Source organism: Serratia sp. KH_031, assembly GCF_057839655.1.
On the sequence record NZ_CM174496.1, the window covers coordinates 2,434,809 to 2,461,142 of the forward strand.

Annotated in this window: 26 protein-coding genes and 1 pseudogene; 13 read left to right on the forward strand and 14 right to left on the reverse strand. The window is 49.2% G+C overall.

Annotation, left to right across the window (positions count from 1 at the left end; translation table 11 throughout):
- On the forward strand, nt 1–2,922 hold the full coding sequence (locus AC3ISQ_RS10955; protein ID WP_489346391.1) for a virulence factor SrfB: 2,922 nt from the start codon (nt 1–3) through the stop codon (nt 2,920–2,922).
- On the forward strand, nt 2,919–4,931 hold the full coding sequence (locus AC3ISQ_RS10960; RefSeq protein ID WP_489346393.1) for a virulence factor SrfC family protein: 2,013 nt from the start codon (nt 2,919–2,921) through the stop codon (nt 4,929–4,931). The genes AC3ISQ_RS10955 and AC3ISQ_RS10960 overlap by 4 nt, the downstream gene beginning before the upstream one ends.
- Before the next feature lie 53 nt (nt 4,932–4,984).
- On the opposite strand, the gene AC3ISQ_RS10965 is transcribed toward AC3ISQ_RS10960, so the two are convergent.
- A complete protein-coding gene (locus AC3ISQ_RS10965; RefSeq protein ID WP_489346395.1) occupies nt 4,985–5,998 on the reverse strand; it encodes a zinc-dependent alcohol dehydrogenase family protein in 1,014 nt (337 codons plus the stop codon).
- A gap of 160 nt (nt 5,999–6,158) precedes the next feature.
- Between AC3ISQ_RS10965 and AC3ISQ_RS10970 the strand changes: the two genes are divergently transcribed.
- Complete coding sequence (locus AC3ISQ_RS10970) at nt 6,159–7,064, forward strand: LysR family transcriptional regulator (RefSeq protein ID WP_489346397.1); 906 nt, start codon at nt 6,159–6,161, stop codon at nt 7,062–7,064.
- A 229-nt stretch (nt 7,065–7,293) separates the two neighbouring features.
- Here the strand turns inward: AC3ISQ_RS10970 and AC3ISQ_RS10975 are convergent, their stop codons facing one another.
- The 5 genes from AC3ISQ_RS10975 to AC3ISQ_RS10995 all read right to left on the reverse strand — a co-directional run bounded on the left by AC3ISQ_RS10975 (nt 7,294) and on the right by AC3ISQ_RS10995 (nt 10,613).
- Nucleotides 7,294–7,899: a nitroreductase family protein gene (locus AC3ISQ_RS10975; RefSeq protein WP_489346399.1), complete on the reverse strand. Its 606-nt coding sequence runs from the start codon at nt 7,897–7,899 to the stop codon at nt 7,294–7,296.
- Nucleotides 7,900–8,001: 102 nt separating this feature from the next.
- Nucleotides 8,002–8,355 (reverse strand): DUF1428 domain-containing protein, encoded by a 354-nt coding sequence (locus tag AC3ISQ_RS10980; protein ID WP_489346401.1) that lies wholly within the window; start codon nt 8,353–8,355, stop codon nt 8,002–8,004.
- A 78-nt stretch (nt 8,356–8,433) separates the two neighbouring features.
- Nucleotides 8,434–8,568, reverse strand: coding sequence for an AcrZ family multidrug efflux pump-associated protein (locus AC3ISQ_RS10985; protein WP_489346402.1), 135 nt, complete (start codon nt 8,566–8,568; stop codon nt 8,434–8,436).
- 133 nt (nt 8,569–8,701) lie between these two features.
- Complete coding sequence (locus AC3ISQ_RS10990; protein WP_489353234.1) at nt 8,702–10,033, reverse strand: IS4 family transposase; 1,332 nt, start codon at nt 10,031–10,033, stop codon at nt 8,702–8,704.
- Nucleotides 10,034–10,148: 115 nt separating this feature from the next.
- Nucleotides 10,149–10,613: an Rrf2 family transcriptional regulator gene (locus AC3ISQ_RS10995; RefSeq protein WP_489346404.1), complete on the reverse strand. Its 465-nt coding sequence runs from the start codon at nt 10,611–10,613 to the stop codon at nt 10,149–10,151.
- A 191-nt stretch (nt 10,614–10,804) separates the two neighbouring features.
- Here AC3ISQ_RS10995 and AC3ISQ_RS11000 point away from each other — a divergent pair, with 191 nt between their 5' ends.
- Both AC3ISQ_RS11000 and AC3ISQ_RS11005 read left to right on the forward strand, forming a co-directional pair.
- Nucleotides 10,805–11,374, forward strand: coding sequence for a DUF2239 family protein (locus AC3ISQ_RS11000; RefSeq protein ID WP_489346406.1), 570 nt, complete (start codon nt 10,805–10,807; stop codon nt 11,372–11,374).
- Between the two features lie 129 nt (nt 11,375–11,503).
- Nucleotides 11,504–12,637 carry an OmpA family protein gene (locus AC3ISQ_RS11005; RefSeq protein ID WP_489346408.1) on the forward strand — a complete coding sequence of 378 codons (1,134 nt, stop codon included), beginning with the start codon at nt 11,504–11,506 and terminating at the stop codon, nt 12,635–12,637.
- A gap of 49 nt (nt 12,638–12,686) precedes the next feature.
- Here the strand turns inward: AC3ISQ_RS11005 and AC3ISQ_RS11010 are convergent, their stop codons facing one another.
- The 3 genes from AC3ISQ_RS11010 to AC3ISQ_RS11020 form a co-directional block, all read right to left on the reverse strand.
- On the reverse strand, nt 12,687–14,405 hold the full coding sequence (locus AC3ISQ_RS11010) for a penicillin-binding transpeptidase domain-containing protein (protein WP_489346410.1): 1,719 nt from the start codon (nt 14,403–14,405) through the stop codon (nt 12,687–12,689).
- A gap of 104 nt (nt 14,406–14,509) precedes the next feature.
- A complete protein-coding gene (mrdA, locus tag AC3ISQ_RS11015) occupies nt 14,510–16,426 on the reverse strand; it encodes a penicillin-binding protein 2 (RefSeq protein WP_489346412.1) in 1,917 nt (638 codons plus the stop codon).
- Between the two features lie 180 nt (nt 16,427–16,606).
- Entirely contained in the window at nt 16,607–17,470 is an 864-nt protein-coding gene (locus AC3ISQ_RS11020) for a GNAT family N-acetyltransferase (protein WP_489346414.1), read from the reverse strand.
- Between the two features lie 79 nt (nt 17,471–17,549).
- Between AC3ISQ_RS11020 and AC3ISQ_RS11025 the strand changes: the two genes are divergently transcribed.
- From AC3ISQ_RS11025 to AC3ISQ_RS11035, 3 genes are read left to right on the forward strand one after another with little or no spacing between them, the layout of a single operon-like run.
- Nucleotides 17,550–17,783, forward strand: coding sequence for a type II toxin-antitoxin system Phd/YefM family antitoxin (locus tag AC3ISQ_RS11025; protein ID WP_489346416.1), 234 nt, complete (start codon nt 17,550–17,552; stop codon nt 17,781–17,783).
- Nucleotides 17,784–17,811: 28 nt separating this feature from the next.
- Nucleotides 17,812–18,144, forward strand: coding sequence for a type II toxin-antitoxin system RelE/ParE family toxin (locus AC3ISQ_RS11030; protein WP_489346418.1), 333 nt, complete (start codon nt 17,812–17,814; stop codon nt 18,142–18,144).
- 33 nt (nt 18,145–18,177) lie between these two features.
- Entirely contained in the window at nt 18,178–19,089 is a 912-nt protein-coding gene (locus tag AC3ISQ_RS11035) for an EamA family transporter (protein ID WP_489346420.1), read from the forward strand.
- On the opposite strand, the gene AC3ISQ_RS11040 is transcribed toward AC3ISQ_RS11035, so the two are convergent.
- Together AC3ISQ_RS11040 and AC3ISQ_RS11045 are read right to left on the reverse strand one after the other, a co-directional pair.
- The gene (locus AC3ISQ_RS11040) at nt 19,051–19,488 is read right to left on the reverse strand and encodes a VOC family protein (RefSeq protein WP_489346422.1); all 438 of its coding nucleotides are present in this window, start codon (nt 19,486–19,488) and stop codon (nt 19,051–19,053) included. The two genes, AC3ISQ_RS11035 and AC3ISQ_RS11040, sit on opposite strands and share 39 nt — an antisense overlap.
- A gap of 10 nt (nt 19,489–19,498) precedes the next feature.
- A complete protein-coding gene (locus AC3ISQ_RS11045) occupies nt 19,499–20,371 on the reverse strand; it encodes a helix-turn-helix domain-containing protein (protein WP_489346423.1) in 873 nt (290 codons plus the stop codon).
- A gap of 171 nt (nt 20,372–20,542) precedes the next feature.
- Here AC3ISQ_RS11045 and AC3ISQ_RS11050 point away from each other — a divergent pair, with 171 nt between their 5' ends.
- Nucleotides 20,543–21,448, forward strand: coding sequence for a DMT family transporter (locus AC3ISQ_RS11050; protein ID WP_489353236.1), 906 nt, complete (start codon nt 20,543–20,545; stop codon nt 21,446–21,448).
- Nucleotides 21,449–21,464: 16 nt separating this feature from the next.
- Here AC3ISQ_RS11050 and AC3ISQ_RS11055 read toward each other — a convergent pair whose 3' ends face one another.
- Both AC3ISQ_RS11055 and AC3ISQ_RS11060 read right to left on the reverse strand, forming a co-directional pair.
- Nucleotides 21,465–21,986, reverse strand: a complete 522-nt coding sequence (locus tag AC3ISQ_RS11055; RefSeq protein ID WP_489346425.1) for a chromate transporter — start codon at nt 21,984–21,986, stop codon at nt 21,465–21,467.
- Nucleotides 21,983–22,552 carry a chromate transporter gene (locus AC3ISQ_RS11060; RefSeq protein ID WP_489346427.1) on the reverse strand — a complete coding sequence of 190 codons (570 nt, stop codon included), beginning with the start codon at nt 22,550–22,552 and terminating at the stop codon, nt 21,983–21,985. Before AC3ISQ_RS11060 ends, AC3ISQ_RS11055 begins: the two co-directional genes overlap by 4 nt.
- Before the next feature lie 99 nt (nt 22,553–22,651).
- Here AC3ISQ_RS11060 and AC3ISQ_RS11065 point away from each other — a divergent pair, with 99 nt between their 5' ends.
- Nucleotides 22,652–23,566, forward strand: coding sequence for a LysR family transcriptional regulator (locus AC3ISQ_RS11065; RefSeq protein ID WP_489346429.1), 915 nt, complete (start codon nt 22,652–22,654; stop codon nt 23,564–23,566).
- 91 nt (nt 23,567–23,657) lie between these two features.
- On the opposite strand, the pseudogene AC3ISQ_RS11070 reads toward AC3ISQ_RS11065, so the two are convergent.
- Nucleotides 23,658–23,831 (reverse strand): annotated as a pseudogene (locus tag AC3ISQ_RS11070) (MBL fold metallo-hydrolase); the annotation flags it as partial.
- 180 nt (nt 23,832–24,011) lie between these two features.
- Here AC3ISQ_RS11070 and AC3ISQ_RS11075 point away from each other — a divergent pair.
- The 3 genes from AC3ISQ_RS11075 to AC3ISQ_RS11085 all read left to right on the forward strand — a co-directional run bounded on the left by AC3ISQ_RS11075 (nt 24,012) and on the right by AC3ISQ_RS11085 (nt 26,191).
- Nucleotides 24,012–24,689: a cysteine hydrolase family protein gene (locus tag AC3ISQ_RS11075; protein ID WP_489346431.1), complete on the forward strand. Its 678-nt coding sequence runs from the start codon at nt 24,012–24,014 to the stop codon at nt 24,687–24,689.
- 34 nt (nt 24,690–24,723) lie between these two features.
- Entirely contained in the window at nt 24,724–25,677 is a 954-nt protein-coding gene (locus AC3ISQ_RS11080) for a GlxA family transcriptional regulator (RefSeq protein WP_489346433.1), read from the forward strand.
- A gap of 196 nt (nt 25,678–25,873) precedes the next feature.
- Nucleotides 25,874–26,191 carry a hypothetical protein gene (locus AC3ISQ_RS11085; protein ID WP_489346435.1) on the forward strand — a complete coding sequence of 106 codons (318 nt, stop codon included), beginning with the start codon at nt 25,874–25,876 and terminating at the stop codon, nt 26,189–26,191.
- Nucleotides 26,192–26,334 lie beyond the last annotated feature (143 nt).

Below are 26,334 nucleotides of genomic sequence, written 5' to 3' on the forward strand. Positions count from 1 at the left end.
ATGCTGATTCCGATAACGGATTACAAACAAAAACTGACATTGATTCAGGACAGCGGCATTCAGTTTTTGGATTTTGCTCTCACTCCCCAATTTGATGAGCAGCGCCCCGCCAGCTTTGTGCGTCAGACGGCTAATGGCCCATTAATGCGTCTGACCTATGAACCACAAAGCGATAAATATTGGCTACCAGCCAACGCCAGTCATCCCGCCGAAGTGGTTAGGCCAGAGTTTAGTTTTGCCCTATCACAGTCGCTCAAACTGCTGGATAAAGTATGGTTACCATTGCCCTTCTTCCGCCTGAACTCATCAGGGAATTTCCTGAGTGGGCCCGACAATTGGGTGCGGATGCGAGTGACGAAGTTGGATCAACCGGATCAAGACGGCAACGAAATACGCGTTACACTGGTATTTGATACCCAAGTCTATCCAGCTGACCATGAACACGCGGCGCTAGCACCAAATATCAGTGATATTCAGTCTGGTTTGGGATTTGCCTTGGCCTATCACAGTAACGATCTGTCTGAGTTTCTCGATCAAACTTGGATCGACGGCTGGTTACGCGAAATCTTTACCCAACAGGCTGGTTTGCTGGAGCAACGCTCTGAAACTGGTATCAATACAGGCTTAAAAGAGTTTGAATATCAGGCACATTACCTGAATTTATTGGGAATGATCGGTAGCCAACTTTCGCTGCCAAGCATCAAAATCAGTTCGGCCACCGAACTAGAACCCGCGATCAATGTCGATTTGATTCTCGATGTTGGCAATTCTCATACCTGCGGTATTTTAGTTGAAGAACATACCGATGAGAGCAACGGTCTAAAACAGACCTATGAACTGCAATTACGCGATCTGGACGAGCCGCAATACCTTCATGACGCGCTGTTCGCCAGCCGTATGGAGTTCATGCCGGCGAACTTCGGTAAACAGAGTTTCTCGTTTGAAAGCGGACGTGATGATGCATTCATCTGGCCATCGATTGTTCGTGTGGGTGATGAAGCTAGCCGCATGGCGTTACTGCGCGAAGGTACGGAAGGTAGCACTGGGATCTCTGGTCCACGTCGCTATTTGTGGGATGACGAAAGTTATGCTCCAGGTTGGCGCTTTAACCGCCCCGGTGAGCCGATGGCCACCGCCGCCCCGCTGACAACCTTGATCAATGATGATGGGCAACCCCTCTCCAGTTTACCGCCAAGCGACCGATTGCCGGTGTTCGCCGCAAACTACAGTCGCAGCTCGTTAATGACATTGATGCTGACCGAGTTGTTGGCGCAGGCGCTGATGCAAATCAACAGCGCAGCGCAACGCCTGAAAATGCGCCACTCGGCGACCCCACGCCAATTACGTAGCATTATCTTGACCTTACCTTCCGCGATGCCGAAACCTGAACGTGAAATTTTCCGTCAGCGTATGCAACAAGCCATTGGTTTGGTCTGGCAAGCCAGAGGCTGGCACCCGATTGACGAGGCGTTCAGCCCAGAAAAAAGCGCTAAACTGGTCCCCGATGTCCAGATGGAATGGGATGAAGCCACTTGCGGACAAATGGTTTATTTGTACAACGAAACCCAAGTGAATTTTGCCGGTCGTACCGCGGATTTCTTCCGCAGTATGGCACGGCCGGATAGCACAGCTAATGCAGGTAAAACGCTGCGTATCGCGTCGATAGATATTGGTGGCGGCACTACCGATCTAGCGATCACTCAGTACTCACTGGATGATGGCATCGGCAATAACGTCAAGATTGTGCCACGCTTGCTGTTTCGTGAAGGGTTCAAAGTGGCAGGCGATGATATTTTGCTCGATATCATCCAGCTCTATCTGCTGCCTGCACTGCAAAACGCTTTGAAAAAGATTGGGTTGACTGATCCTACTTTGCTGCTGGAACATCTGTTCGGCGGTGAGGGACGCATTGATGGTTTTTCTACTCTGCGCCAACAGACAGCGCTGCAATTATTCATTCCATTGGCGCAGCGCATTTTGCAAGCATATGAACAATTCGATCCTCTTGATACCCGCACTGAACTGGCTGCCAGCTTTGGTGAATTGTTGGCGCAGCCGCCAACCGCTAAGGTATTGGCCTTTATCAATCACGCCATTCAACGTGAAGTGAAAGTGGAATTCGATATTCTACAAGTGCCGCTGATCCTGAGCCTCAACGCTCTGCACGGTGAGTTTTTGTCGAACCGAATGACCATCACGCGCAACCTGCGTTCGCTCTCGGAAATCGTGGCGCTTTATGATTGCGATGTTTTGTTGTTGACCGGTCGCCCGGCGCGCTTCCCCGGTATTCAGGCGTTATTCCGCCATCTACAACCTTTGCCGGCAAACCGAATTCTATCGTTGGAAGGCTATCACACCCACGATTGGTATCCGTTTAACCAGCAAGGACGAATTGAAAACCCGAAATCCACCGCCGCCGTCGGCGCGATGTTGTGCCTGTTGGCGACTAATTTGCGCCTCGCGAGTTTTTACTTCCAGGCTGGGGATTTCGAACCTTATTCCACTATCCGTTACTTCGGCATGTTGAGCAGTGACAACACCTTGGCTGACGATAATTTGTATTACCGCGATATCGATCTCGACAGCGCGGATTTCAGCCTACCGGTGGATAGTGGTTTCCAAATGCGAGGTTCATTGCGGCTCGGTTTCCGTCAGCTCGATAACGAACGCTGGCCGGCTTCGCCGTTGTATACCCTGTCGATCGTGGATGTGGAATCAGCGCGCAAAGTGGCGGCCAACGATGTGCTAAGCATTCGGTTAAAAATCGCCGATGCTGAACGTTTCGAACTGGTTGCCGCCACGCTATCTGATGGCACTCGCCTGCCACTGCATCATTTACAGTTTAAATTGAACACGTTAGCCGCCAGAAGCTCCGGGGCGAGCCATTACTGGATCGACAGCGGGAGCGTATTTAGCCAATGATATCCTTAATAAAAAGTATCGAACGCGCAATGGATTGGGTGACACTCACCCGCCCTACGGTTCCTCGTCTTGAAATGGAAGCCGAACGTCTGCTGATTAATCTGCGGCGCTGTCGTTACCGCGCCCAGCAATTGTCGACGGCGACAATGCGGCAAACAACGATCGGTTTTTATGGTCAATCCAGCGAGAGTAAAGCACTGTTAATCAGTTCCTTGGCAGAGAAACCACCGATGGCTATCGACCACGGCTTGGCAATCCGTTACAGCCCTGCGGTGAAAGCCAGTCATGTCGATTATCCGCTACAGCTAAAACTGCTCAATGAAACCGATATCGTCAAAATAATGATGCGACCTGCCGTCATTGACGAACAGGTACTGGCAGAACAGCTGCAAGCATTGCAACGCTTAAAACAACCGATTGAAATGCCGGGTATCAGCGGCGATGAGATGGTGACGCTGTGGGATTATGCTGCTCGTCACCTGAAAAATGCGCCTGCATCATTAAATACGCTGTTTTGGCCGCAGGCCGTGGCCTTAGCGCCCTATCTCAGTATTGACGATCGCGTCAGCCTGTTTTCTGTGCTGTGGGGCGGCGATGTCGAACTCAGTACCAGCTACCGCCAATTGGCGTACAACTTACAACTGTTGGGGAGCGATGAGGTTTTTGCGCAGGCAAGCTTGATGACTCAGGCTTCAGCGTCGGTACAACTGCTCACCGCGCAATCGCAACCACTGACTTTACCGTTAAACGAACTCTTGTTGTTGACCGCCGAGATGGTGGTTCATCTACCCTCGGCTCCGCTGGAATTAGTGGATATTCCCGGTTATCCGCAAGACATAGACGGTTCATTGTCACAAGCCAAACGAATCTATCTATTGGAGCGTTATAGCGAGCGACAGGAATTAGATATTTTGCTGGTCTGCTTGGCCGCCAATCAACGCCAAGCGGTGCTCCCGGTCGGTAATGCCCTAAATCATTGGGTTGAGCAAACACAGAGCGAAAACGAAAAACCTAAACTTATCTGGGCATTAACCCCATTTGATCAGCGAATCAGGCAGCATCAGCATTATGACGATGCAGTACAACGGCAAGTGGGTAGCCCCGGCAAATATTGGGGCAGTCTGCTGGTGATGGATGATAAAGATCGCCTGCGGATGGTGGAGTATTTGATGGCGGAGGCCGGCAGTTCACTCACGACTAATCGCATCAATACCCAGCGCGCAGAATTACAACGGGAACTAACACAACATCTGCTCGGTAATTGGCATCACGTTGTGACTGATCCTCAGCAAAAACAGACTATTGCCGAAACTTTGCTTAAAGCCTTGCAAACACGCGCCGGGATGCACGGTGAGTTACTGGAACGTTTGTTACCGCCAAGAGAAGCCCTACGTCGCCACTGTTTACGCCCTGTTGTCCAACCTCAGTCCTCTGCTTTTGGCATCGGTATTGAGATTGATCTCTTTGCGGATGCGCCAATTCCACAACCGGGCGAAGATAACGATCTCGCTTTGCAGATACAGAGTGATTGGATTAATCACCTGCGTGGCTTAGCCGATAATCGCAAACTGCGCGAACTGCTGGGTATCAGTAAACCGACGCTGACAATGCTTGCCGAAGAGTTGATCACCGCCAGTTTCCGTTTAGATATTGGCTCAACGTTGCGCGATGCTTTAGCAACCAACGACAGCGTGGATCAAAAAGTGACGCAGGTGCTCGCTTTATTGGGTGATTTTGTCGCCTGGTTGGGCTTCCAGCAAATGAACGAAGCCGAGCGCCCTGCCAGCCGCATTCATCCGGGACGTGCCATTTTTGCCAAACCCCCGGCTCCGACGGCTCGCTTAACGCAATTGAGCGCCACGCCCACCAATAATGCTGCCAGTTATATTTACGATTGGTTAGTTGGACTAAACAGTCTGATTGTGCAAAACGCGGGTTACAGCGCTGGGCATGAGCTTAGTGTGGAGCAACGTGCTGAACTTGGGAAAATATTGTCGCTGATGGAATAGACAGTTGGGGTGCAGTCCGATTGAACTGCACCTCATGCGTTGCATCTTTCTGATCAGTCACCAATCTTGATGACGATTTTACCGAACGCACCACGAGAAAGGTGCTTGAACGCTTCCACAGCGTCACTGAAGCTGTAAACCTGCTCAATGACTGGCTTGATATTATGTTTATTGAGGAAAGGATTCATACGATCAAATGACGAACGTGGTGCAACGGCAATGCCACGGATAGTCGTCTGACGGAAAATCAACGGCATCAGATCAAGTTGGGATGTCTGACTAGTCAGGAATCCTACTTGAGCAATAGTCCCGGCAACTTTTGTCGCGGCAACCGACTGGTTAATGCCGTTGCCACCGGCGACTTCCACTGTAATATCTGCTCCTTTACCCCCGGTCAACTCCAGGACTTTGTTCTGCCAGTCTGGACAGGTTTTATAGTTGATCCCGTCATCGGCACCCAAGGACTTAATTCGATCAAGGTTGGCATCATTACTGGACGTCGCAATAACACGCGCACCGTAAGCATGTGCAATTTGTGCAGCAAAAACGGACACGCCGCCCGTTCCTTGCACCAGAACTGTTTGCCCAGGTTGCAGATTGCCGATATCCATCAGTGAATACCACGCAGTTAGTGCTGCGATAGGGAGCGTTGAGGCTTCCTCATCGGTCATACTGTCAGGTGCTCTGACTGCGCTGTCCTCATGGATGATCATGTATTCTGCCAGGCCACCCGGCAGCGGCATACCTATACACCAGGCTGGCTCATCGGCAGCAGGCTCACCATCTAACCAACGGGAATAAAGATGAGAGTTGACGCGATCGCCCACTTCAAAGCGCCTTACGCCGTCACCAACGGCAACTACGCTGCCGGCTGCATCGGAGACAGGGATCAGGGGTTTTGGAACCAAGTGAGGTTCATAAAAACCCTCAACAATCGCCTTATCCCTGAAATTCAGGGAAACTGCGCCCACTTTAACCAACAATTCACCGGGGCCTGGTGTTGGTGTATCAACCTCTTCAAGCTGTAAATTTTCTAGGCCAAAATCTTTCAGTAACCATGCTTTCATTTCATTGAGTCCACTTGATATGCGTAAGAAGCATCAATGGTAAAGACATCGGTGCGTGGCAAAAAGTCACAAAAAAGGACTTCAGTGTTATTGCAGGGGAAACAATCCAGATGGGGTATAATCCGCACTACTTCTGTCTATGGATGCCGAGGCTAAAACTATGCGCTCTAACATGCTTGAATTAATGGGTATTTTCGTACAAGTTGTCGAGCTGCGTAGTTTCACTAAAGCTGCTGACACTTTACAATTGCATCGTCCTGCGGTCAGTAAATCCATACAGCAACTGGAAGATGATTTGGGCGTAAAGCTGCTACACCGCACGACGCGTAGCCTGAGTGTGACAGCTGAGGGTGATGAAATTTATCAGCGAGCCAAAACACTTCTGAGCGACGTTAACGAAATGATGGCTTCAGTTTCTCCGACTCAGCCGCCTCGCGGTCGTCTTCGCATTGATGCGCCGCTGGCACTGACCCACACTATCCTGGTCCCCTCTTTAAGTGAGTTTCAGGCTCTCTATCCCCAAATCGAAGTCGTACTCACAGCTTCTGACCGCTTAACGGATTTGATTTCGGAAGGAATTGACTGTGTTATTCGCTTGGGGGAACTTGCTGACTCCAGTTTTATCTCGCGTCATGTGGGTAACGTTCGTATGGCCACCTGCGCTGCTCCGTCATACCTTGAAAAATACGGTATCCCAATGACGCCGGATGATCTTATACATCACAAAGCCATTAATTTTTTCAGTGAGCATAGCCGTGAAGTGATGGAATGGAAGTTTGCCATGAACGGCGAAGTTATCTCCCGGCGCCCTGGAAGCAATATGCTGGTTAACAACTCAGATGTGCTGCTGTCCTGCGGGCTGGCGGGGCTGGGTATGCTTCATGCGTTACAAACTATGCTGAAACCACACATCCAGTCTGGCACGTTGAAGGAAGTATTAGCCGATTATGCAACCGTCACTAAACCCGTGTCCATTTTGTTCCCTGATCGACGTTACCTTTCACCTAAAGTTCGGGTATTTATAGACTGGTTCTCTGATGTATTTGAAAGGAAGTATCAGCCTTAAAGGCGACAAAAAACCCACAAAGATTAATATTACTTAGTTGACAATATTCCAGCTAAATATTTTTTGGCACAATCACTGGTGAATACTCATCAATTACCAGTTGGAGTCATTACATTTCATAACGCTTTTGAATGATCGTCGTTATTGCTCACATTAAAAAAGAACCTCACTAAAAATAGCAAGGTTCATCATTATTAACAGCGACTATTTCATTATCTCTGTCTAAAAATTAAAACTGATCCACTTTGACGACATTATCAATATCCAGTTTACCGATACGTGGATACGGTTGGCTGATGCCTTTGCCCACCGCAATCATCAACGCAATCTGGTAGTGATCAGGTTTATTGATGATTTTACCGACTTCGTCGAAGTCAAAACCATCCATTGGGCAAGAGTCATACCCCTGCGCTTTTGCCGCTAACATCAACGTTTGGGCGAAGATGCCGCTGCTGCGCATCACTTCATCGCGTTGGGTCTGTGGTTTGTTGCGGTAATAGCTATCAATCGCCGGTAAAATGAATTCTTGTACCGGTTCTGCCGCGTCGCCCCAAATGTTCTTGGCGTTCGACTCCCAACTGGACAGATCACCACATAATACCACCAACATCGAAGCATCTGTCACCTGAGCCTGATTCCAGGCCGCCTCACGCAGTTTGGCGCGTTGCTCTGGCGTTTCGATCAACAAAGGTCGCCAGTGTTGCAGGTTAAAAGCACTTGGCGCATTTTGCAGTGCGATGTTCAATAAGGCTTTTTTCTCATCCAGCGTCATTTTGTGATGAGTGTCGAATTGCTTGGTAGCGCGGCGTTGCTGGATAGCTTCAAGGGTATGCATGGCAAAATCCTTTCAATGTGGGAATCAGTTATTATTGTCAGGATTACCATCCTGTCCAAGTTCTACAGGGAAGGATCGCACAAACCCTTCCCTACAGAAAGCTTACATCTCAACTATCGGAACAAATCCACCGTAGATCATCCGTTTACCGTCAAACGGCATATTCTCGCCGAATTCTTTCATACGAGGATCTTCCATTACTTTTTTATTGGCGGCGTCACGAATTTCTCTTGATGGGTATTCGATCCAACTGAATACCACCGTTTCGTCCTCTGTGGCTTGCACCGCACCATAAAAATCGGTGACTTTGCCTTTAGGGACATCGTCTCCCCAGCATTCGGTGAAACGCGTCGCGCCAAATTCTTTAAATAGCACCGCCGCTTTGGAGGCCAGTTCGCGGTAGGCTGCTTTATTCGCCGTCGGAACGGCGACGACAAAACCATCTACGTAACTCATCGTCGTACTCCTCTAGAGTAAGTACAGCGATTGCTGCACAGGCTAAATTTTAGACGATGGAGTCAACTCCGTCAGGTTTCAACTGTCCTTATGACCCATTCGTGAAATGATGTTGAAGACTTCACCAAAACCGTAAATCACGCCAAGCAGCACGGCCACCATTACCGGTGCCATCACTAAGACGGTTGCCAAACTCGTTAATACTTCAGCCATGATACTCTCCTATTCAGCGGCTAAAACCAATCTGTAACTGTATAAGTCACAGATAAACTGAAGCAATGTAACTTACACAGTTACATAACAGAGTCGCAAAAAATGCTCAGTAAAAAACAGTAATGCCGTTCACTTAAGCCTCACGTGACTTATAGCTGAACGGATATTTAGGTGGAATATAAAGCACTGAACGAGAATATCGTCGGTGCTTTCTTTTTTCCGGAAGAATAAACGCTTTTACATTTTCCCTCATCCCTTTCAGATGCTTAGGGATATTTCCTGCAGCACCTTTACCACTCACCCGAGCCTGTGACACCAGAATGTTTAACGCAGCGACAAAGCTTATTCGTGTCGGTATGACCCCGGCTTCCCCGGCAATATCTACCATTTCTTTTCTCAGCAGATTGTAGGAGACCAGTATCCCCCATAATTCTTGCTTTACGCCCTCTGGAAAGCGGCTCCTCAGGGTGACTTCCCCTTTCAGTTGTCGCCGTTTCAGTTCGCCATAACCCAGTTCAATTTCCCAGCGCTCCCAATAAATACGCAATAAATCTTCTACCGGATAGGCCGCAGGATCGGTCATGGACGTGAGAAATCCGGTGATCTTTCCTTTACCGCCGCCGCTGACATAGCTCACCATTCTTGCCCGCCAGACATCCGGTAGATGCGGAGCCGCCTTACGTGCCTGTGGAGAAACCGGCATCTCAATTAGCATGTCGTAATCGCTGTATCGTTCGATGACCTGATAGCGAAGCTTGCTTTTTACGGGCGTCAGCCAGTGAGTACAGCGTCCCGCCTGTTGCCATTCGATGAAAAAAGCGGCGCTGAAATAGCAACGGTCAAACAGTGTCAGAGTATGGTCTGGAGCAGAAGAAATCAGACGATGAGCCAGCGTTAACTCGCCTTCGGCTACGCCTCCGAACGCGGCATCCAGCAACATATGAGAGTGGGTTGCCATCAGTGCGACCATACGTACTTGAGGGAATGTGCCCGCGGAGGGGTCAATAAAACCAAAAGCCGCTGCGTTATCCGGTGAGTCCGGTGTGCGAAAAAGCGTCCCATCAACACTCAACACACGGAGTCCATGGAAAGTAGCCGGTCCGAGAGCAGCAGGCTGCCATGCTTCATTGCAGGCATGAAAAAGATAGCGAAGCGGTGCTTCCCCCAGTCGTTGGCGTGCAGCGGTTAACACACTGGGTGCGAGGCTTTGGTAGGTGTCATCGGGTTGAAGAACGATATCCAGATGGTGACAGACGTCCTTGATGGATAAGTCTCGCAACAACCCCATCATAAGGATGAGCCATACGGCCTGTTCAGCAGGCAGGCGACGCCTGCGAATACTGGCCTTCTGGCAGGCGGTCAGCGCTTGGTGTATCCAAGCGGGGTCAAGCGAGCGTGAAAAAGCATCCAGCTCAGAAGAAAAAGCATCCAGCTCAGAAGAAAAAGCATCGACGACAAAATCCATATCATGTTCAGACATAAAAAATCCGGGAGCAGAGGGCTGATCCCGGATTGTCTCTTACTGGTAGGATCGTTCAAGTACTCTTAAACGATCGGCATTACAGTAAAAAACAGGGGGATTACAAAAGTTGAGGTGATGATGCACAAGGTGCGAAAGGATGGCCGGCGCAAGTTTCGACTTTAGTGACAATATCCGCAATGGTAGTTTCGGCTAGTGTGGTTTCCATAACTGAACTGATACGGGAAAACTCCTCGGCTAACACCGGAATAATCGCATGACCAACATAGCATTCATCATTAGGTTTTGAGCGATGCAACATAAAATGCGGTTGTTCTTCTACCGCCTTAAACACATCTAACAGCGTGATCTGCTCTGCGGGTTTGGCTAACAGTGCCCCGCCACCTTGCCCCATTTGCGAATGGGTCAGCCCTGCTTCTGCCAACGCACCCAAAATTCTGCGCACCACGGTGGGATTAGTGTTGACGCTTTTCGCAATATCTTCTGAACGCACCGTTTGTCCACGGAATAGCGTGATATTGGTAAGAATATGAATCGCCACAGCAAACCGAGTGGAAGTTGACACGTTGACACCTACTGAAAGTGTGTAATCAAGACGAGCACATACTGGATAGTAGGGGTGATGATGTCAATCGCCCCGCTTCACACTTTTGGTATTTATCGGAACGGTTAAATGGATAACATTTTTACCCGGGTAATATTGACAATTTATTTTACCCGGGTATTATTGGCGTAATTTCAACAAAAGGATGTTTTATGAACAAGATAAAGCTTGCGCCTTATAGCTGTTTCGATGGGCATCAATGCATTGTCAGCGGTGAGTTAGCCGAAGTGGTTTTAGCCTATAAACACGCATTAGAAACCGGGGCTCAAGGGCCCGTACTCATTTTTAATAATAGTAACGGTCGCTCGGTCGATTTCGATGTGCGCGGTAGCGATGAGGAAACTCTGGCTCGCCTGCCGACAGAGGAAACCGAAGGTGAAAACCCGGTACGTGGCCGAGGCCGGCCGAAGCTTGGCGTGGTCGCTCGTGAGGTGACTTTGTTACCCCGCCATTGGGATTGGTTAGCGGGACAACCGGGTGGTGCCTCAATCGCCTTGCGTAAACTGGTCGAAGAGGCTCGCAAAGCCGATGAAAACTCACCGCGCCGTCGTCAGGAGCGCTGTTATCACTTTATTGTTGCCATCGGCGGGGATTTGCCGGGGTTTGAAGAAGTCAGCCGTGCACTGTTTGCCAGTGATGAGAGCCGCTTCCGTGCGTTGAGTGCTCATTGGCCGGAGGATGTACGTCAACACGCGTTACGGCTGGCTTATGATGCCAAGTAAAAGTTAGGGCGGCGATTGTCTGCATTGCTTCATGTTTTCAACTACTCATTGCATTTAGGATTCTAGCAGGTTGTATTTCATGCTTATCCCAGTGCAAAATTCGCCGCAATGTATAAACAGGAGGTTTTTATGAGCACAATGGATAGTGTATTTGAACTTTACAAAGAGAGTATCAATCCAGAGTTAATTGAATCGTTAACTGAACGTTTGGATGATAATTCCGGCAATATTACGCGCTCCCTGTACGGAATGGGAGCTTTGATTTTAAAGCACAGTCGCGAGTATTTGCAGCACAATGACGATACCCGTCGTTTCCGACTACAAGTACGCCAAACACCTATGTTTGAGCTGAAATTCTTGGAAGAAGCTTTCAGCCAATATACTCCGGCACTGCTATCTATCGCATTAGGCAGCCAACAGGCCGACTATACCGAGCGATTTATCTCATCACTAGGGTTAAAAAAAGAGTCAGTTGACCGCCTGTTCTCTGTGGCATCAGCCATTATGTTCGGTCTGTTTGGCCAATACTTACGAGGTCGAACTAATCAATCCTTGTCATTGAAAGGTTGGCTGGATGAACAGGAAAATGATATCGCTGCGGTTCAACCTACATTCTTGTCATCAACGACTGTGTCGCCAGCAAAAAAACCGGCAGTAGGTCGTGTGGGTATGCGAGAGCCTAAAAAAAGTCGCGTCTGGCTGTGGTTACTTTTACTGTTGTTGTTGCTGGCTGCTCTGTTGTTACAACGTAGTTGCTCCAGCAATGCTCCATCGAACACAACGGTAGAAAGCCGTTGGTCACACTTAGGTAAACCGGTTTTCCATAAGTTGGCTGATGGTAAAGATCTGCGTATTCCACAATATGGTGTGGAAAATCGCCTGATTAAATACATTGAAAGTGATGATCTTATCAGTGACAAACTGTGGTTCACCTTTGACCGTCTGTTGTTTAAAACAAACAGTTCTGATCTGGAGCCTGAATCACAGGAACAACTGCAAAACATCGTTGATATTATGACCGCTTACCCGCATGTGAAATTGAAGTTGGGTGGCTATACCGACAATACCGGCCCGGAAGACCTTAATTTGCGTTTGTCACAAGAGCGAGCTGACTCGGTGCGCAATGTGTTGGTTGAACAGGGTGTTGCCCAAGAGCGTATCAGTGCTGAAGGTTACGGTTCCGCTTACCCAGTGGTGCCAAATGATAGTGATGAACACCGTGCACAGAACCGCCGGATTGATATCCGTATATTAGAAAAATAATCCCCTCAAGGCAGTAGCTTTTGCCCCTGTATTTATACAGGGGCCTTTTTTAGCCTTTAATTTTCGACACCACATCTAAGGGTTGGGCATCCGGCAAGATATTCATGTGCTCCAATACCTGCGCCATAATTTTGCCAAACACAGGGCCGGCAACGGAGCCACCGAAGTGTTTACCGGCTTTCGGGTTATTGACCATCACCACGAGTGCTACTTGAGGATCGCTCGCGGGCGCAACGCCTGCTGTGTAGTTGATGTAACCACCGTCATATTTCCCATCGTTCCCCATCTTTTCCGCTGTACCGGTTTTGATGGCTAAACGATATCCCGGTACCGCTGCGCTGACACCACTACCACCGGGCAAGGCATCACTTTCCATCATATGCACCACCGTTTTAACGATGTCAGCCGGCATGATCTGCTGCCCCATCACTGGTGGTGTGACCTTAGTGATCGACAATGGACGGTACACACCAAAGGCACCGATGGCGGCATATTCACGTGCCATTTGTAGCGGTGTTACGCGCAAACCATAACCGAATGAGAATGTCGCACGTTCGATATCAGCCCAACGACTACGATGTGCTGGCAGGTAGCCGCTACTTTCGTTACCAATGCCCAGATCGGTCGGTTGTCCTAGACCAAAACTTTGATACACCTTGGGTAATTCTGTCGCTGGTAGCGCGAGTGCAATGTGTGAAACCGCAATGTCGCTGGATTTTTGTAGCACCCCGGTAATGGACAGTTTTGACCAATGCCCTACGTCTTTGATCAAATGGCCGTTAACTCGATAAGGTGTGGTATCCAATACGGTATCGGGTTTGATCAGATGCTGTTGCAGGCCAACCATCACCACAATCGGTTTCACCGTTGAACCCGGTTCAAAACTGTCACTGCTGCAAATATTGCGGATATCTTTGCTGGGTGTATTTGAATAGTTGTTTGGGTTGAACGAGGGATAACTCGCCATGCCCAAGATCTCACCGGTATTTACTTTTACCAATACCGCGCAGCCCGAATCGGCCTGATTAGCCACTACACCGTCACGAATTTGCGCGTAAAGCACATATTGAATGAATTTATCGATGCTGAGAGTTACGTTCGGTGGTGGTACGGGATCGACATCTTTCAGTATGTTGATCACCGCCCCGCTGCCATCTTTTTGATAGACACGCAGGCCATTTTTACCTTGCAACAGATGGTTAAAGCCCAACTCAATCCCTTCCAAACCTTGATTGTCCTGCCCAACGATACCGATCAATCCGGCACTGTCTTGACCCATTGGATAAAAGCGGCTGAAATCCGGCTCATTGCTCACACCAGTTAGGTGCAATTTACTGATGTAGCTGGCATTATCATCTTCAACTTTACGTGCCAAATACACAAAGCGCTTATGGGCGTTGTCTTGAATCACGCGTTGGATATTCACCAACGGCATTTTCAACACGTTCGCCAGGCTCTGCCAGCGTTCGTTGTTGAGATCGGTTTGACTGTCCAGAATATGTTTGGGGTCTAACACGATATCTTTTGATGCCACGCTCACGGCCAGCGCTTCGTTATTACGGTCAGTGATCATTCCACGGTTGGTTGGCACCACCTGAGTACGTACCGATCGTTGATCGGCTTGATCCGCTAATTGGCGGTGCTCCATTAGCTGGATATAACCGACGCGAACCATCAGCAGCAGCAAACACACCAGGATACCAGCGCATAGCCAGACAAAGCGTGCCGATGAGTAATTGTTAATCTTTTTTTTAATGAGTGGCGCCACTTTAACCCTGCGTTTTTATTCGGATTATCTGATGTGATCAGTCTACTCGCACAAAAATTGCTATAAGATTGCTGTTTGTAACAAAGTAAAAACAAATAGCTCGATTATTGAACATCTGCACTGTCGGTTAACTCGGATTTAACCCCAGACTCAGTTTTTGATACCGCCGCAGGCTCAAAGATATGGTCGAGGATCGCCCTTGCTGTCGGCCCTGCAACCACACCATCACCCCCGCCGTTTTCCAGAATCAACGCCATCGCCACTTTCGGATTTTTATACGGTGCAAACAGTGTGTAGAAAATATGATCGCGCAACCGTACCGGGATCATCTTGGCGTTGTAGACCTGATTCTCTTTCAAGCTGAAGACCTGTGAAGTCCCTGATTTGGCGGCAATCTGGTATGGCGCAGTATGGAACAATTTATACCCAGTCCCATTGGGTAAGTTTGCCATGCCATACATGCCATTACGTACAATGCCCCAATAAGGCGAATTAGGATCGCCAACTTGCGAACTCGGCTGCAATTGTTGATAACGGCTGACATGATTGCCTTGCTGCATGGAATACAGCAGGTGCGGTGTTTTGACCTTGCCGTTATTGAGCAAAATGGTCAGCGCCTTCACCATTTGAATCGGCGTGGCGATCCAATACCCCTGCCCAATACCAACAGAAATGGTATCTCCCTGATACCAACCCTTTTTATGCACTCGCATTTTCCAATCTCGGCTTGGCAGTACACCGCTATATTCTTCATTCAAATCAATACCGGTCGATTGCCCATAACCGAATTTGCTTAACCAAGTATGAATACGATCGATCCCCATCTCATAGGCCACTTGGTAGAAGAAGGTATCGGCAGATTCTTCGATTGCTTTGGTCACATTCAATAGGCCGTGGCCAGTTTTCAGCCAGTCACGGTAATGGCGTTGAGTCCCTGGTAACGTCCACGTCGGCGCACCAAAGAAGGTAGTTTGCGGTGTGATCACCCCGGCGAATAACGCAGACAGCGCCATATAAGGTTTTACGGTTGAAGCGGGTGGATACAGTCCTTGGGTGACGCGGTTGATCAACGGCAGATCGGGATTGCTAAGCAACGATTTATAAGCCTGATAACCAATACCTTTAACGAACGGATTAGGATCATAACTGGGGCTGGATACCATCGCCAAAATACCGCCGTCACGCGGATCTTCTAACACTACCGCCGCTCGTTGCCCTTTCAGCACCGATTCAATGTACTGTTGCAGATGAAGATCGAGCGTGAGATAAATATTTTTACCGGCCTGCGGCGGTTGTTCTTTTAGTAGACGGATGATGCGTCCATGGTTGTCGACTTCAACTTCCTGATAGCCAGTTTTGCCGTGCAACTCAGACTCATAGAATCCCTCAATGCCCTGCTTACCGATGTTGTGGTCAGCGGCATAGTTCTCCGCCACGCCTTCTTTGCTCAGCCGTTTTAAGTCGCTATCGTTAATTTTAGAAACATAACCCACCACATGCGCCAACTGCGCACCATACGGATATTCACGCTGTTGATAGGTATCGACGGTGACTCCGCTAAAGCGATATTGATCGACGGCAAAGCGCGCCACTTCCTGATCGGTAAGTCCGGTTTTTAACGTGACCGGTTTATAGCGACTGTTATGGTACATATCGTCACGGAAACTGGTGATCTCTTCTGGTGTTAAATCGACGATCGGCGTGAGTTCCTGCAATAACGCTGACATATCGGCGATTTTGCTCGGTGTGACCTGAATTTGATACAAGGTGACGTTGCGCACCAACGGAATACCGTTGCGGTCGAATATCAACCCGCGCGTAGGGGCAATCGGCAACATTTTGATGTCGTTTTGATTGGAGCGCGTTTGGTAAAACTGATGTTGTTTGATCTGCAGGCGATACAGGTTAAAAACCAGTGCAGAAAACCCCGCTAACACTAATAACATCGCCACGCTAGCACGGCGGATAAACAACATTTCTTCGGCAGAATGGTCTCGGAGCGTTTCTTTTAATAGGGCCATGCGTGGCGATTTACCTGTCTGACGTCGCACTTCCCTAGGATAAACAAGGGCGTGAAAAAGCCGGCAAGCATAGCGTTATAAATTCACTAGCCAAATAGAAAGGTTGCTAATGATGTGACATAAATGTTTCAGCATGTTGAAATGTTTCCGCTGCGTAAAGGCTGCGGATTGACTCGCTGCTTATCCCCACGCCAGTGACACTAAGGTAAAGGACTGCGGAGCTCCGATTGCCGGAGTGAATGGCTCACCGTGCACCATACGAACTCGCACCGCGTTTGCCATCAGACCGTAATCCATAATTTTTTCACTCAGTCCACTGGTGGCGTCAACATCGATACGTACCAACTGCCCGGTTAAACCTTGCAACTGCCGGTTAACCAAGAAATTTGCCTGTTCGACATTTTCGGCTATCACCGGACCAATGGTGTAACCTTGCCCTGCGCGACGAACGCAGGTAAAGCCAATCGCTTCGCCTGCGCGTTCCAGCAATAACGTGCGTTCGCCGTTTGCCAGTAACTCTTGCCATAACGTTAATCGGTGCATCCCTTGTGCTGCCGTATCTAACGCCAGTAAACGTTCGGCGTCCTGCGCATTGGCTATTCTCAAACTTAATCCATCGGGCAACGGTAACGGCGCGATATCAGTCAAACTGCCGCAATAGTGTTGATTGATGTTGCCCACATCATGGAAACCTAATCTCAGATACAGTTCGCGGCCAGGAGGCGTGGCTACCAAATGTAGGTTGTAGCCCACTAATTCAGCCGCCGCTGCGTTCATCAACTTTTTACCTATTCCGTACCCTTGCCATTTAGGGTCAACAATCACCAATCCAACAGTGGCAATCTCATCGCCCCAACGCCAATACAACGTACTTCCCACCACTTGATTGGCAATTTCCGCGACGACACCAGAACCTAGACTCCAGATCTGCGACCAATCGGCAAGATTATGTGCCCAACCTACGGATTGCGATAATGCGACTCCCGCAGCCAGATCGCTTTCCTTCATCGGGCGCAGAGTAATGATTGAATCGTTTTGTGACAACGTAACCTCCAATGAGAAAAGCTTGTACCAAGTCTTTATATGAACTAAATTCAGTCCATTGTCGTAATAAGGAACAGCAATGAAAGTTGAAACTATCAGTTACGTGAAAAAACACGCCGCCTCTCTCGATCTGTCAGAGCCCATTGTGGTGACGCAAAATGGCGTTCCAGCCTATGTGATCGAATCTTATGAAGAGCGTAAACAACGGGATAATGCCATTATCTTGCTTAAACTTTTAACGTTATCAGAAAAAGATAAACAACAGGGTCAAGTTTATTCTCGCGAACAATTGCTTGCCAGCTTAGATAAGTAATTTGGCAGAAGAAAAATGGATCAGCAATATGAAGGAACCGGTTGATATTGAGTACACTGCCACCGCGAGAAGTACGCTGGAAGATATTATCTATCATCTCAAATCTAATGATATCCCGCCTGCGCCGATTCTTGAGGAGATCCTCAATGAGTTTGAAACTAAAGTTCGCACCTTCCCTATGGGTTGTCAGCTGTGCCCAGAACTATTAAAAATTGGTAGCGACAAATACCGTGAATGTAACACTAGTGGCGGCTACCGCATCCTTTACTCCTACCAAGAGCCACTGATTACGGTGCATGCTTTCCTTTCGCAAAAACAGAGTTTATTCCAGACATTATTCAAACGGCTGATTGAGGTCTAACTCTCTCTACGTCTAAAAGAAAAGGATTCTGTCATGTCGTCCAAAGATATGCTGTTGGCTCTGCTGGTTGTTGTCATCTGGGGTGTGAACTTCGTGATCATCAAAGTTGGCCTGCACGCTATGCCGCCTTTCTTACTGGCGGGTTTACGTTTTGCCTTGGTCGTACTCCCCGCCATTTTCTTTGTTCGCCCACCCCAAATGCCGCTACGTTGGTTACTAGCCTATGGCCTCAGCATCAGTTTTGGTCAGTTTGCATTCCTGTTTTTAGCCATCAATCTCGGTATGCCAGCCGGGTTGGCGTCGTTGGTTTTACAGGCTCAGGCCTTTTTCACCATCCTACTCGGCGCGATGTTGCTGTCTGAAAAACTGAAGTGGAATCATATACTCGGCATTGTGATTGCTGCGGTAGGTATGGCGTTATTAGCGATGTCCGGCATGACGGGACAATCCACCACCGGGATCACGCTGACCACGATGTTACTGACGCTGGCGGCGGCCTTCTGTTGGGGCGTGGGGAATCTCACCAATAAAGTGATCATGCGTGATAACAAAGTGCCGGTGATGTCATTGGTGATTTGGAGTGCGCTAGTGCCCATCATTCCCTTCTTCGCCTGTTCTTGGCTGTTCGAAGGACAAGCGGCGATCGTGCATAGCTTGCTAAACATCCAATTGCCAACGGTGTTAACACTGGTTTATTTGGCATTTATTTCCACCATCATCGGCTACGGCATTTGGGGAAATCTGCTCGGTCGCTACGAAACTTGGCGCGTTGCTCCACTGACATTGTTGGTGCCCGTGGTGGGCATTCTGAGTGCCGCACTGTTGCTGGGTGAAACCTTGTCCGCCCAGCAAGTGTTTGGTGCTGCGGTGGTGATTGTCGGTCTTTTGGTGAATATGTTTGGTGGATTACTTACGCAACCATGGCGTCAACGTCACACCCACTAATAACCCTTCGGGGCTGAGCAAGCGCGTAACGCTTTGCCCCCAAGGTTCTTCGCGATTGTTAATCAGCACCTGATAGCCTTGGTCAATAAGCTTCTGAGTGGCATCTTCCATGTTCCCAACATCAAATTCAATCCACGCTTGTGGAACCGGTAAATCGGTTGGCCATTGCGCCTTACCGAAACAAGACTCCGCCGCTTGTGCCAATGGCCACAGAGCAAAGTGTTTAACACCGTCCAACGCGCCGTGTTCGGTGAGCAGATAGTCGGTGTTACCTTCCATCGGTTTTAACGGTAATCCCAATCCATTTTGGTAGAAAGCCTGACTCGCAGCGGTATCTCGCGTAATCGGGCCAAAACCAGCGATAAACAATACGTCCAGATCGTCGAATTGCTTTTCCATATTCTTCTCCCTATTGACGCCCTTGGCGCATTTGCTGTGGCGTTACACCATAAGCGGCTTTGAAACGGTTGCTGAAATGACTGGCGGAGCTGAAACCGCAATCTAATGCGATTTGTATCAGCGGCAGTGAACTATGGCGCAGTAATCGCTCGGCCAGTCGCAGTCGTGCCTGCATCACAAACTGATGCGGAGCTAACCCGGTACTTTGTTTAAACATACGGGCAAAATGGAATTCACTTAATCCCACCTGATTCGCAAGATCGGCCAACAGCAACGGTTGATCGAGATGACTATCGATATAGTCACAGACCCGACGTAACACCGCTGGCGCTAAGCCACCACGAACCTGCGGTAAACGCCATTGCAATTGCGTGTAGTTCTGAATCAGGTGTGACATCAACAAGGTGCTGGCGCTACTCAACGTCAGTTGGTTGGCCTTCTCTTGCCAATCGCAATTCAGCAGGAAATGGCGGTAGAGCAGCGTAATTTGCGCATCTTCGGCAAACACCCGCTCTTCTATATTGATTGATGCCGGGCTGCGATCCCACGTCTGTTCGACGATTTGACGCAGATGTTGATCGGTGCAATACAAATGGACGAAAGAGAGATCGCTGCGCACATCCCAGGTTGATTCCTGCTGGCGCGGCATAATGCAAAAACGGTCTGGTCCACCGCCATTGCGCCAACCACCGGGAGTTTTGTGATAACACTCATAGCCATCGGCGATATACAGACTCAGCGTGTGGTGATCGGCGCTTTCTTGCGTCACGCGGTCATCGCGGTTAGACCACGCGGCAAGTTCCACGCCAGAGCTCAGCGCCACGTGATTGTGTAGCTGAGCCTTATGCTCCTGCAATGTATCAAACAGCTTGTATCTGGACATCCGTTGACCTGTATTGTTGCAAACTAATTCAGTGTAAATAGACACACAACACCATACCAGCTCACAACGTGAAAAAAAGCGCAAGAATATGCAATAACGCGCAAAGCGCCGCAAGCGGCTGTGCGGCAAATCCGCAATACTGCGTTAGGTCTTTTTTGCTGGAGTGAGATGATGAATGTGCTGTTGTACCTTGCCGTGGTGCTGATTTGGGGCACCACCTGGATTGCCATTACGTTGCAACAGGAAGGATCTGTCGCCATTACGGTGTCGATCGCCTATCGCTTTTTAATTTCGGCTCTAGTGATGTTGGTCGTCTTGCTGTTGGTGCGTCGTTTACGTCGTATTAGCCTACGCGACCATCTGTTTTGCGTGTTGCAGGGCTGCTGTGTATTTGGCTTCAACTTCTACTGTTTTTATCAGGCCGCTGCTTATATCAATAGCGGTCTGGAATCCGTGATTTTCTCGATGGCGGTGCTATTCAATGCTATCAACGGGTTGATTTTCTTCCGTCAGCGCCCTAGCCCGAATCTGTTACCCGCAGCAGCACTGGGTTTGACCGGTATCGTGGCGTTGTTTTGGCAAGATTTGGTCGCCACGCAAATGGCGCCAGAACTGCTGAAAGGCATTGGTTTGAGCGCCTTGGGCACTTTTGGGTTTTCATTGGGTAATATGATCAGTAGCCGCCATCAGCGCCGTGGTTTAGATGTGCTGTCTACCAACACTTATGCCATGAGCTACGGGGCGATATTGATGACGTTGATTGCCGTGGCGCAAGGTGCTTCGTTCCATATCGAATTCAACAGTCGTTACATTGGCTCGCTGTTATATCTGGCGATTTTCGGCTCGGTGATTGCTTTCGCTGCCTATTTCAGTCTGTTGGGTCGCATCGGTGCTGGCGCCGCCGCTTATAGCACCTTGCTGTTCCCACTGGTGGCGCTGAGTATTTCTACTATTTACGAAGGTTATCAGTGGCATTTGAATGCGGTGATCGGTTTATGTTTGATCTTGCTAGGTAATTTGGTGATGTTCTCCAAACCGGGGATGTTCTGGCGACGTCGCACCAGCGTTACGCTGTAACGTTATAAGTATCCATCTACGCAATTAACAACCCCAACACGGCTCCACCCGCCAGTACCCACAGCGGGTGGAGTTTTTTCACCATACCTAACCCTGCCGCGACCAGAATCAACACCGCTAAGCGCCAATGCGTCGCCGAAGCCTGAGCAATCAACAAACCGCTGGCAACCACCAAACCCACCGTCACCGGGATCAACCCAGCCTGTACCGCCCGCCGCCACGGCTTATCTTTAAAACGTTTCCATACGCCCATAACCAAAATGGTAATGATGGAAGATGGGCCGAATTTCGCCACCGAAGAAACCAATAGCCCCGCCCAACCCGCAACGTGCCAACCGATCAACGGCACGATCATCATATTCGGCCCCGGTGCTGCCTGCGCCATAGCGAACAAGGCACTGAATTCTTGTGCGCTCATCCAGTGATGAACCTCCACCACCTGACGCTGCATTTCCGGCAGGATGGTGAAGCCGCCGCCAAACGCCATTAGTGAAAGCTCGGTGAAGATAATCGCTAGTGAGATGAGTACCGCGATCATAGGGATTTTCTCCCAACCAGCAGAATACTCACTGGAGTCAACACCAACATGGTCGGTAACAACGGTAAACGCAGCCAAGCGATGGCTGCCAAGCAAAGAGCGGCAATCAGCAACGCTAACCACTTACCTCGCAATGGGATCAACATTTTCAAGCCGGTGGATAACAGCAAACCTGCCGCCGCTGCCGCTAAGCCGGCGAAAACGTGTTGCACATGCGGATCGTCCTGAAAACGGGCATAAATCACGCCAAGACCCACCACAATCGCCGTCGGCGCGCTGATTAAGCCTAACAAGGCACTGAGTGCCCCGCGTAAACCGCGAAACTCCATACCCACCGCGACCGACATATTGATAATGTTGCCGCCCGGCAGGAACTGACAAAGCCCGAGGAGCTCGGTGAACTGATCGCCACTCAGCCAACGACGGTCTTCAACCAGCATTCGACGCGCCAGTGGCAACACGCCACCGAAGCCCATCAATCCCAACATCAAAAAGCCATAGAACAATTCTCCATTGCTCGGCGGCGCGCTGATTTCCGTGGTTTTTACTGCTTTTAATTCCGACATTACGGCTTCCACATCACTTGTTTTGATGGCTGGTATGATGCGCGTCACCATGCCATGATGTCTAATGCATTTCCAAGTTAGTAACAATACTTTAAAGGTATGGATATGATTGAATTGCGCCGCCTACGGGCGTTTGTCACGGTGGTTGAAGAAGGCAATATCACCCGTGCTGCTGAACGATTGTTTATCCAACAACCGCCATTAACCCGGTTGTTACAAGGGCTGGAAGAGGAGTTTGGCATCCAGTTGTTACAACGCCTCCCTCGTGGCGTACGTACCACTGAAGCTGGCAACGTGCTATTTAACGAAGCGCGAGATTTGCTGGCTAGAGCGGATCATTTGAGCGAAACCATGCGTCGTGCCGGCCGTGGTGAACAAGGTCATTTGGCGATTGGTTTCACCAGTTCTGCCGCGTTGCATCCCTTTGTACCAAATCTTTTGCGTCGTTACCGCGAGATCTTACCGGGGATCACGACATTACTGGAGGAGGATGGCAGTAATGAACTGTTGGACGCGTTGGTCGATGAGCGTTTGGATGTGGCCTTTATCCGTTCGCCGGTCAGCGGTATTCCCGCGTTGACCATTGAGCCGGTGCTGCGTGAACCGATGCTGATTGCATTGCCACCCGGCCATCGCTTGGCGAATAACGACAGCTCGCCATTACCGTTGGCATCGTTAGCTAACGAGCTCTTCATTCTCTACCGCCGCCCAGCAGGACAAGGTTTGTATGACGCTATCTTGGCTGCCTGCCATCAAGCCGGTTTCAGCCCGCGCATTGTGCAAGAAGCTCCGCGCCTACCCGCAACGCTGAGTTTGGTCGGTGCTGGTTTAGGATTATCGATTGTGCCAGCTTCAATGCGCAGAATGGGCGGCGACGGTATTGTTTATCGGGTTATCGATGATCAAGTACAACTCAGTGCCCCGTTGTATCTGGCTTGGCGCACACAGCGCCAGTCAGCGATTATCAGTCGCTTTCGCGAATTACTTGCCGAGGCGGTTCAGGACGAACCCTAAACTGGATCAAAACGTTAAACTGGCACCATCTTCAGGCACGTTCACAACTTCAGCGATGTTCTTTTCACGCGCATAATCACGCAGCTCTTTCCAGTAGCGATGCCACGTTTACCGGTAACTCTACCAATGGGTTACGCAACTCTGCATTTGCCGTACCTTCAAAGCCCGGATAAGCTCCCTTTTTCGCCAACATCGGATCTATCAAAAAGGTTTTACCCGCATAGCGGATCTGTTGCGTCGCATTGCGAATATGCGTGATTTTCATCAGTGTACTCCTCATTAGATCACTGCTAAGCATAGTGATACTTTGGCCTTAAAGTACCGTTTTTGGTATTGCAGATGACTGCCAGTCAATGCCAATAAAGGGAATACTGAGCTCGTACCGCAGCAATGACGCTGCACGTTAATATCAATACGGGACGGTCATGTTATGAGAGGATTACTGATGAAAAGCACACTGATTTTGGCAATGATGGCTTCCGGTTCTGCATTGGCGGCGACCGACGAAAAGCAGGCTCCAACCATTCGTACCCTGAGCGGAGCCCCAGCGACCACTGAGCTTTCAGCTAAAGAAACAGCACTGGTGGTGATTGATATTCAGAATGAATATTTCAGTGGCAAAATGCCGATCCCTGATGGAATGAAAGCCCTGAAAAACAGTAAGAAATTGGTGAATTTCGCCCATCAGAACAATATGCCGGTGTTCTTTGTTCGCCACCTGGGGCCGAAAGATGGCCCACTGTTTGCCGAGGGTTCGGTGTTTGCCGAGTTCCATAAGGATCTGCAACCTGAAGCAAAAGACATTATCATCAGCAAAGCCACGCCGAGTTCGTTTGTGGGTACCGATCTGGATGCACAACTGAAAGCGCGTGGCATTAAGCAGCTAGTGGTCACCGGTTTGATGACTCATATGTGTGTATCATCCACCGCACGTGATGCGGTTCCTTTGGGCTACAATGTGATTATTCCAGAAGATGCGACCGCGACTCGCGATCTAGACGCTTGGGATGGTAGTGTGGTATCCCATCAGACATTGCAAAAAGCAGCACTAGCTGGCGTTGCGGACGTGTTTGCCGAAATCAAAACCACCGACGCTGTAATGAAAATGAAAGTCACACCATAAGTACTACTGGCTTGGCACGGAATAAGGGAGAAGGATGAAATCTTGTATCGCAATTGTGGTCTTTGACGGCATTATCCCTTTCCATCTTTCCGTGCCTTGCGCGGTGTTCGAAAAAGCGGTGACTCCTCAGGGGGAGCCGCTGTATGAATTACTCATCTGCTCAGTCACTCCCGGACCATTACGCACCAACGTGGGATTTTCCATCGTCGCTGATCATCAACTTGCCGATTTGGATCGCGCGGATATTGTTGTGGTGCCGAGTTGGAATGATCCCGATGTCGCCCCGCCAACGGAATTAGTTACCGCGCTGCTAAAAGCCCACCAACGTGGCGCAAAAATCGTGGGTCTGTGCATGGGGGCTTTTGTGCTCGCGGCCTGTGGATTATTAAATGGTCGCCCGGCTACCACGCACTGGCGCTGGACACCTGATTTTATGCAGCGCTATCCGGCGGTGCGAATCGATAAAGACGTACTGTATATCGATGATGGTGATGTAGTAACTTCGGCGGGTACCGCCGCCAGCATCGATTGTTGTCTGCATCTGGTGCGGGAAATGCACGGTGTTGATGTGGCGGTGGCTATCGCACGTCAACTGGTGGTGCCACCGCATCGCCAAGGCGGACAGGCGCAATTCATTGAACAGCCAGTGTATAACACCGCGGGCGGCGATCGTTTTGTCGATGCGCTAAATTGGGCGACGGAAAACCTGACGCAAGAACTCAGTCTCGATCTGTTGGCAGATAAAGCCTGTATGAGCCGCCGCAGCTTCACCCGCCGTTTTACTGCCTCGGTGGGCACCAATTTTTCACAGTGGTTGCTCAATCAGCGTTTGGGGGTGGCTCAACGTTTCTTGGAAAAAACCGATCAACCTATCGATTTGATCGCGGGATATGCTGGTTTTGCCTCATCAACTTCGTTACGCCGTCACTTCCTCAGTAAGTTGAATACCACTCCTTCCCGTTATCGCCGAGAGTTTCGTGGGAGCTAATGCTAACCGCGAGTAATACTTCATAAAAACTACACATCCAAGCCGAATTTTACCGTGAAATACCATTATTAAATACACGGTTAATCTTGTTTTTACATCGTAAAAAAGGCTTTTTACAGCCTAATCCTTGCGCATACTCACATCTAGACTATTTTTAAATCTCCATTCACTGCATAGAAATTGTTAAGGAGTTTTCATGGATAGGACTATTGTATTATCTCTCTTTTTGGGAATGATATCTTTTTCTAGCATAGCCGCTGCAAAAGAGTGCCCCAAACCGGAAAGCATCGTTGCAACGAAGGAAGAAGAAAGTGATGGGATTAAGAGTATGGCTTATTGCTCTCCTTCCGAACAAAGTTGTCAATGGAAAGGTTTTGATCCTATGGCTGATAAAGGAAGTAAAGTCAAAGAGTTATTAAATAAAGATGGTGTTCCTACGGAAAATAATAGCTTAACTTATTGTGATTATAAGTTAGAGACTGGCGACCAGATAAGAATGACGTTAACCCAATAATTGAAGTTGCATCAAGGTAGCAGCAAGCATCGATTTTAACCGTGCTTGCGCGCCCGGAGGTAACATCTTGAGGCTCATGGATGAGCCAATCAAAAATAAAGATCCAACTTCAAGGGTATCGAGTGTATTTCATTGTTTTAAAT

Coding starts and splice junctions, on each gene's coding strand:
- AC3ISQ_RS10955 (WP_489346391.1), top strand. CDS start 1: ATGCTGATTCCGATAACGGATTACAAACAAAAACTGACATTGATTCAG.
- AC3ISQ_RS10960 (WP_489346393.1), top strand. CDS start 2,919: ATGATATCCTTAATAAAAAGTATCGAACGCGCAATGGATTGGGTGACA.
- AC3ISQ_RS10965 (WP_489346395.1), bottom strand. CDS start 5,998: ATGAAAGCATGGTTACTGAAAGATTTTGGCCTAGAAAATTTACAGCTT.
- AC3ISQ_RS10970 (WP_489346397.1), top strand. CDS start 6,159: ATGCGCTCTAACATGCTTGAATTAATGGGTATTTTCGTACAAGTTGTC.
- AC3ISQ_RS10975 (WP_489346399.1), bottom strand. CDS start 7,899: ATGCATACCCTTGAAGCTATCCAGCAACGCCGCGCTACCAAGCAATTC.
- AC3ISQ_RS10980 (WP_489346401.1), bottom strand. CDS start 8,355: ATGAGTTACGTAGATGGTTTTGTCGTCGCCGTTCCGACGGCGAATAAA.
- AC3ISQ_RS10985 (WP_489346402.1), bottom strand. CDS start 8,568: ATGGCTGAAGTATTAACGAGTTTGGCAACCGTCTTAGTGATGGCACCG.
- AC3ISQ_RS10990 (WP_489353234.1), bottom strand. CDS start 10,033: ATGGATTTTGTCGTCGATGCTTTTTCTTCTGAGCTGGATGCTTTTTCT.
- AC3ISQ_RS11000 (WP_489346406.1), top strand. CDS start 10,805: ATGAACAAGATAAAGCTTGCGCCTTATAGCTGTTTCGATGGGCATCAA.
- AC3ISQ_RS11005 (WP_489346408.1), top strand. CDS start 11,504: ATGAGCACAATGGATAGTGTATTTGAACTTTACAAAGAGAGTATCAAT.
- mrdA (WP_489346412.1), bottom strand. CDS start 16,426: ATGGCCCTATTAAAAGAAACGCTCCGAGACCATTCTGCCGAAGAAATG.
- AC3ISQ_RS11025 (WP_489346416.1), top strand. CDS start 17,550: ATGAAAGTTGAAACTATCAGTTACGTGAAAAAACACGCCGCCTCTCTC.
- AC3ISQ_RS11030 (WP_489346418.1), top strand. CDS start 17,812: ATGAAGGAACCGGTTGATATTGAGTACACTGCCACCGCGAGAAGTACG.
- AC3ISQ_RS11035 (WP_489346420.1), top strand. CDS start 18,178: ATGTCGTCCAAAGATATGCTGTTGGCTCTGCTGGTTGTTGTCATCTGG.
- AC3ISQ_RS11040 (WP_489346422.1), bottom strand. CDS start 19,488: ATGGAAAAGCAATTCGACGATCTGGACGTATTGTTTATCGCTGGTTTT.
- AC3ISQ_RS11045 (WP_489346423.1), bottom strand. CDS start 20,371: ATGTCCAGATACAAGCTGTTTGATACATTGCAGGAGCATAAGGCTCAG.
- AC3ISQ_RS11050 (WP_489353236.1), top strand. CDS start 20,543: ATGAATGTGCTGTTGTACCTTGCCGTGGTGCTGATTTGGGGCACCACC.
- AC3ISQ_RS11055 (WP_489346425.1), bottom strand. CDS start 21,986: ATGATCGCGGTACTCATCTCACTAGCGATTATCTTCACCGAGCTTTCA.
- AC3ISQ_RS11060 (WP_489346427.1), bottom strand. CDS start 22,552: ATGTCGGAATTAAAAGCAGTAAAAACCACGGAAATCAGCGCGCCGCCG.
- AC3ISQ_RS11065 (WP_489346429.1), top strand. CDS start 22,652: ATGGATATGATTGAATTGCGCCGCCTACGGGCGTTTGTCACGGTGGTT.
- AC3ISQ_RS11075 (WP_489346431.1), top strand. CDS start 24,012: ATGAAAAGCACACTGATTTTGGCAATGATGGCTTCCGGTTCTGCATTG.
- AC3ISQ_RS11080 (WP_489346433.1), top strand. CDS start 24,724: ATGAAATCTTGTATCGCAATTGTGGTCTTTGACGGCATTATCCCTTTC.
- AC3ISQ_RS11085 (WP_489346435.1), top strand. CDS start 25,874: ATGGATAGGACTATTGTATTATCTCTCTTTTTGGGAATGATATCTTTT.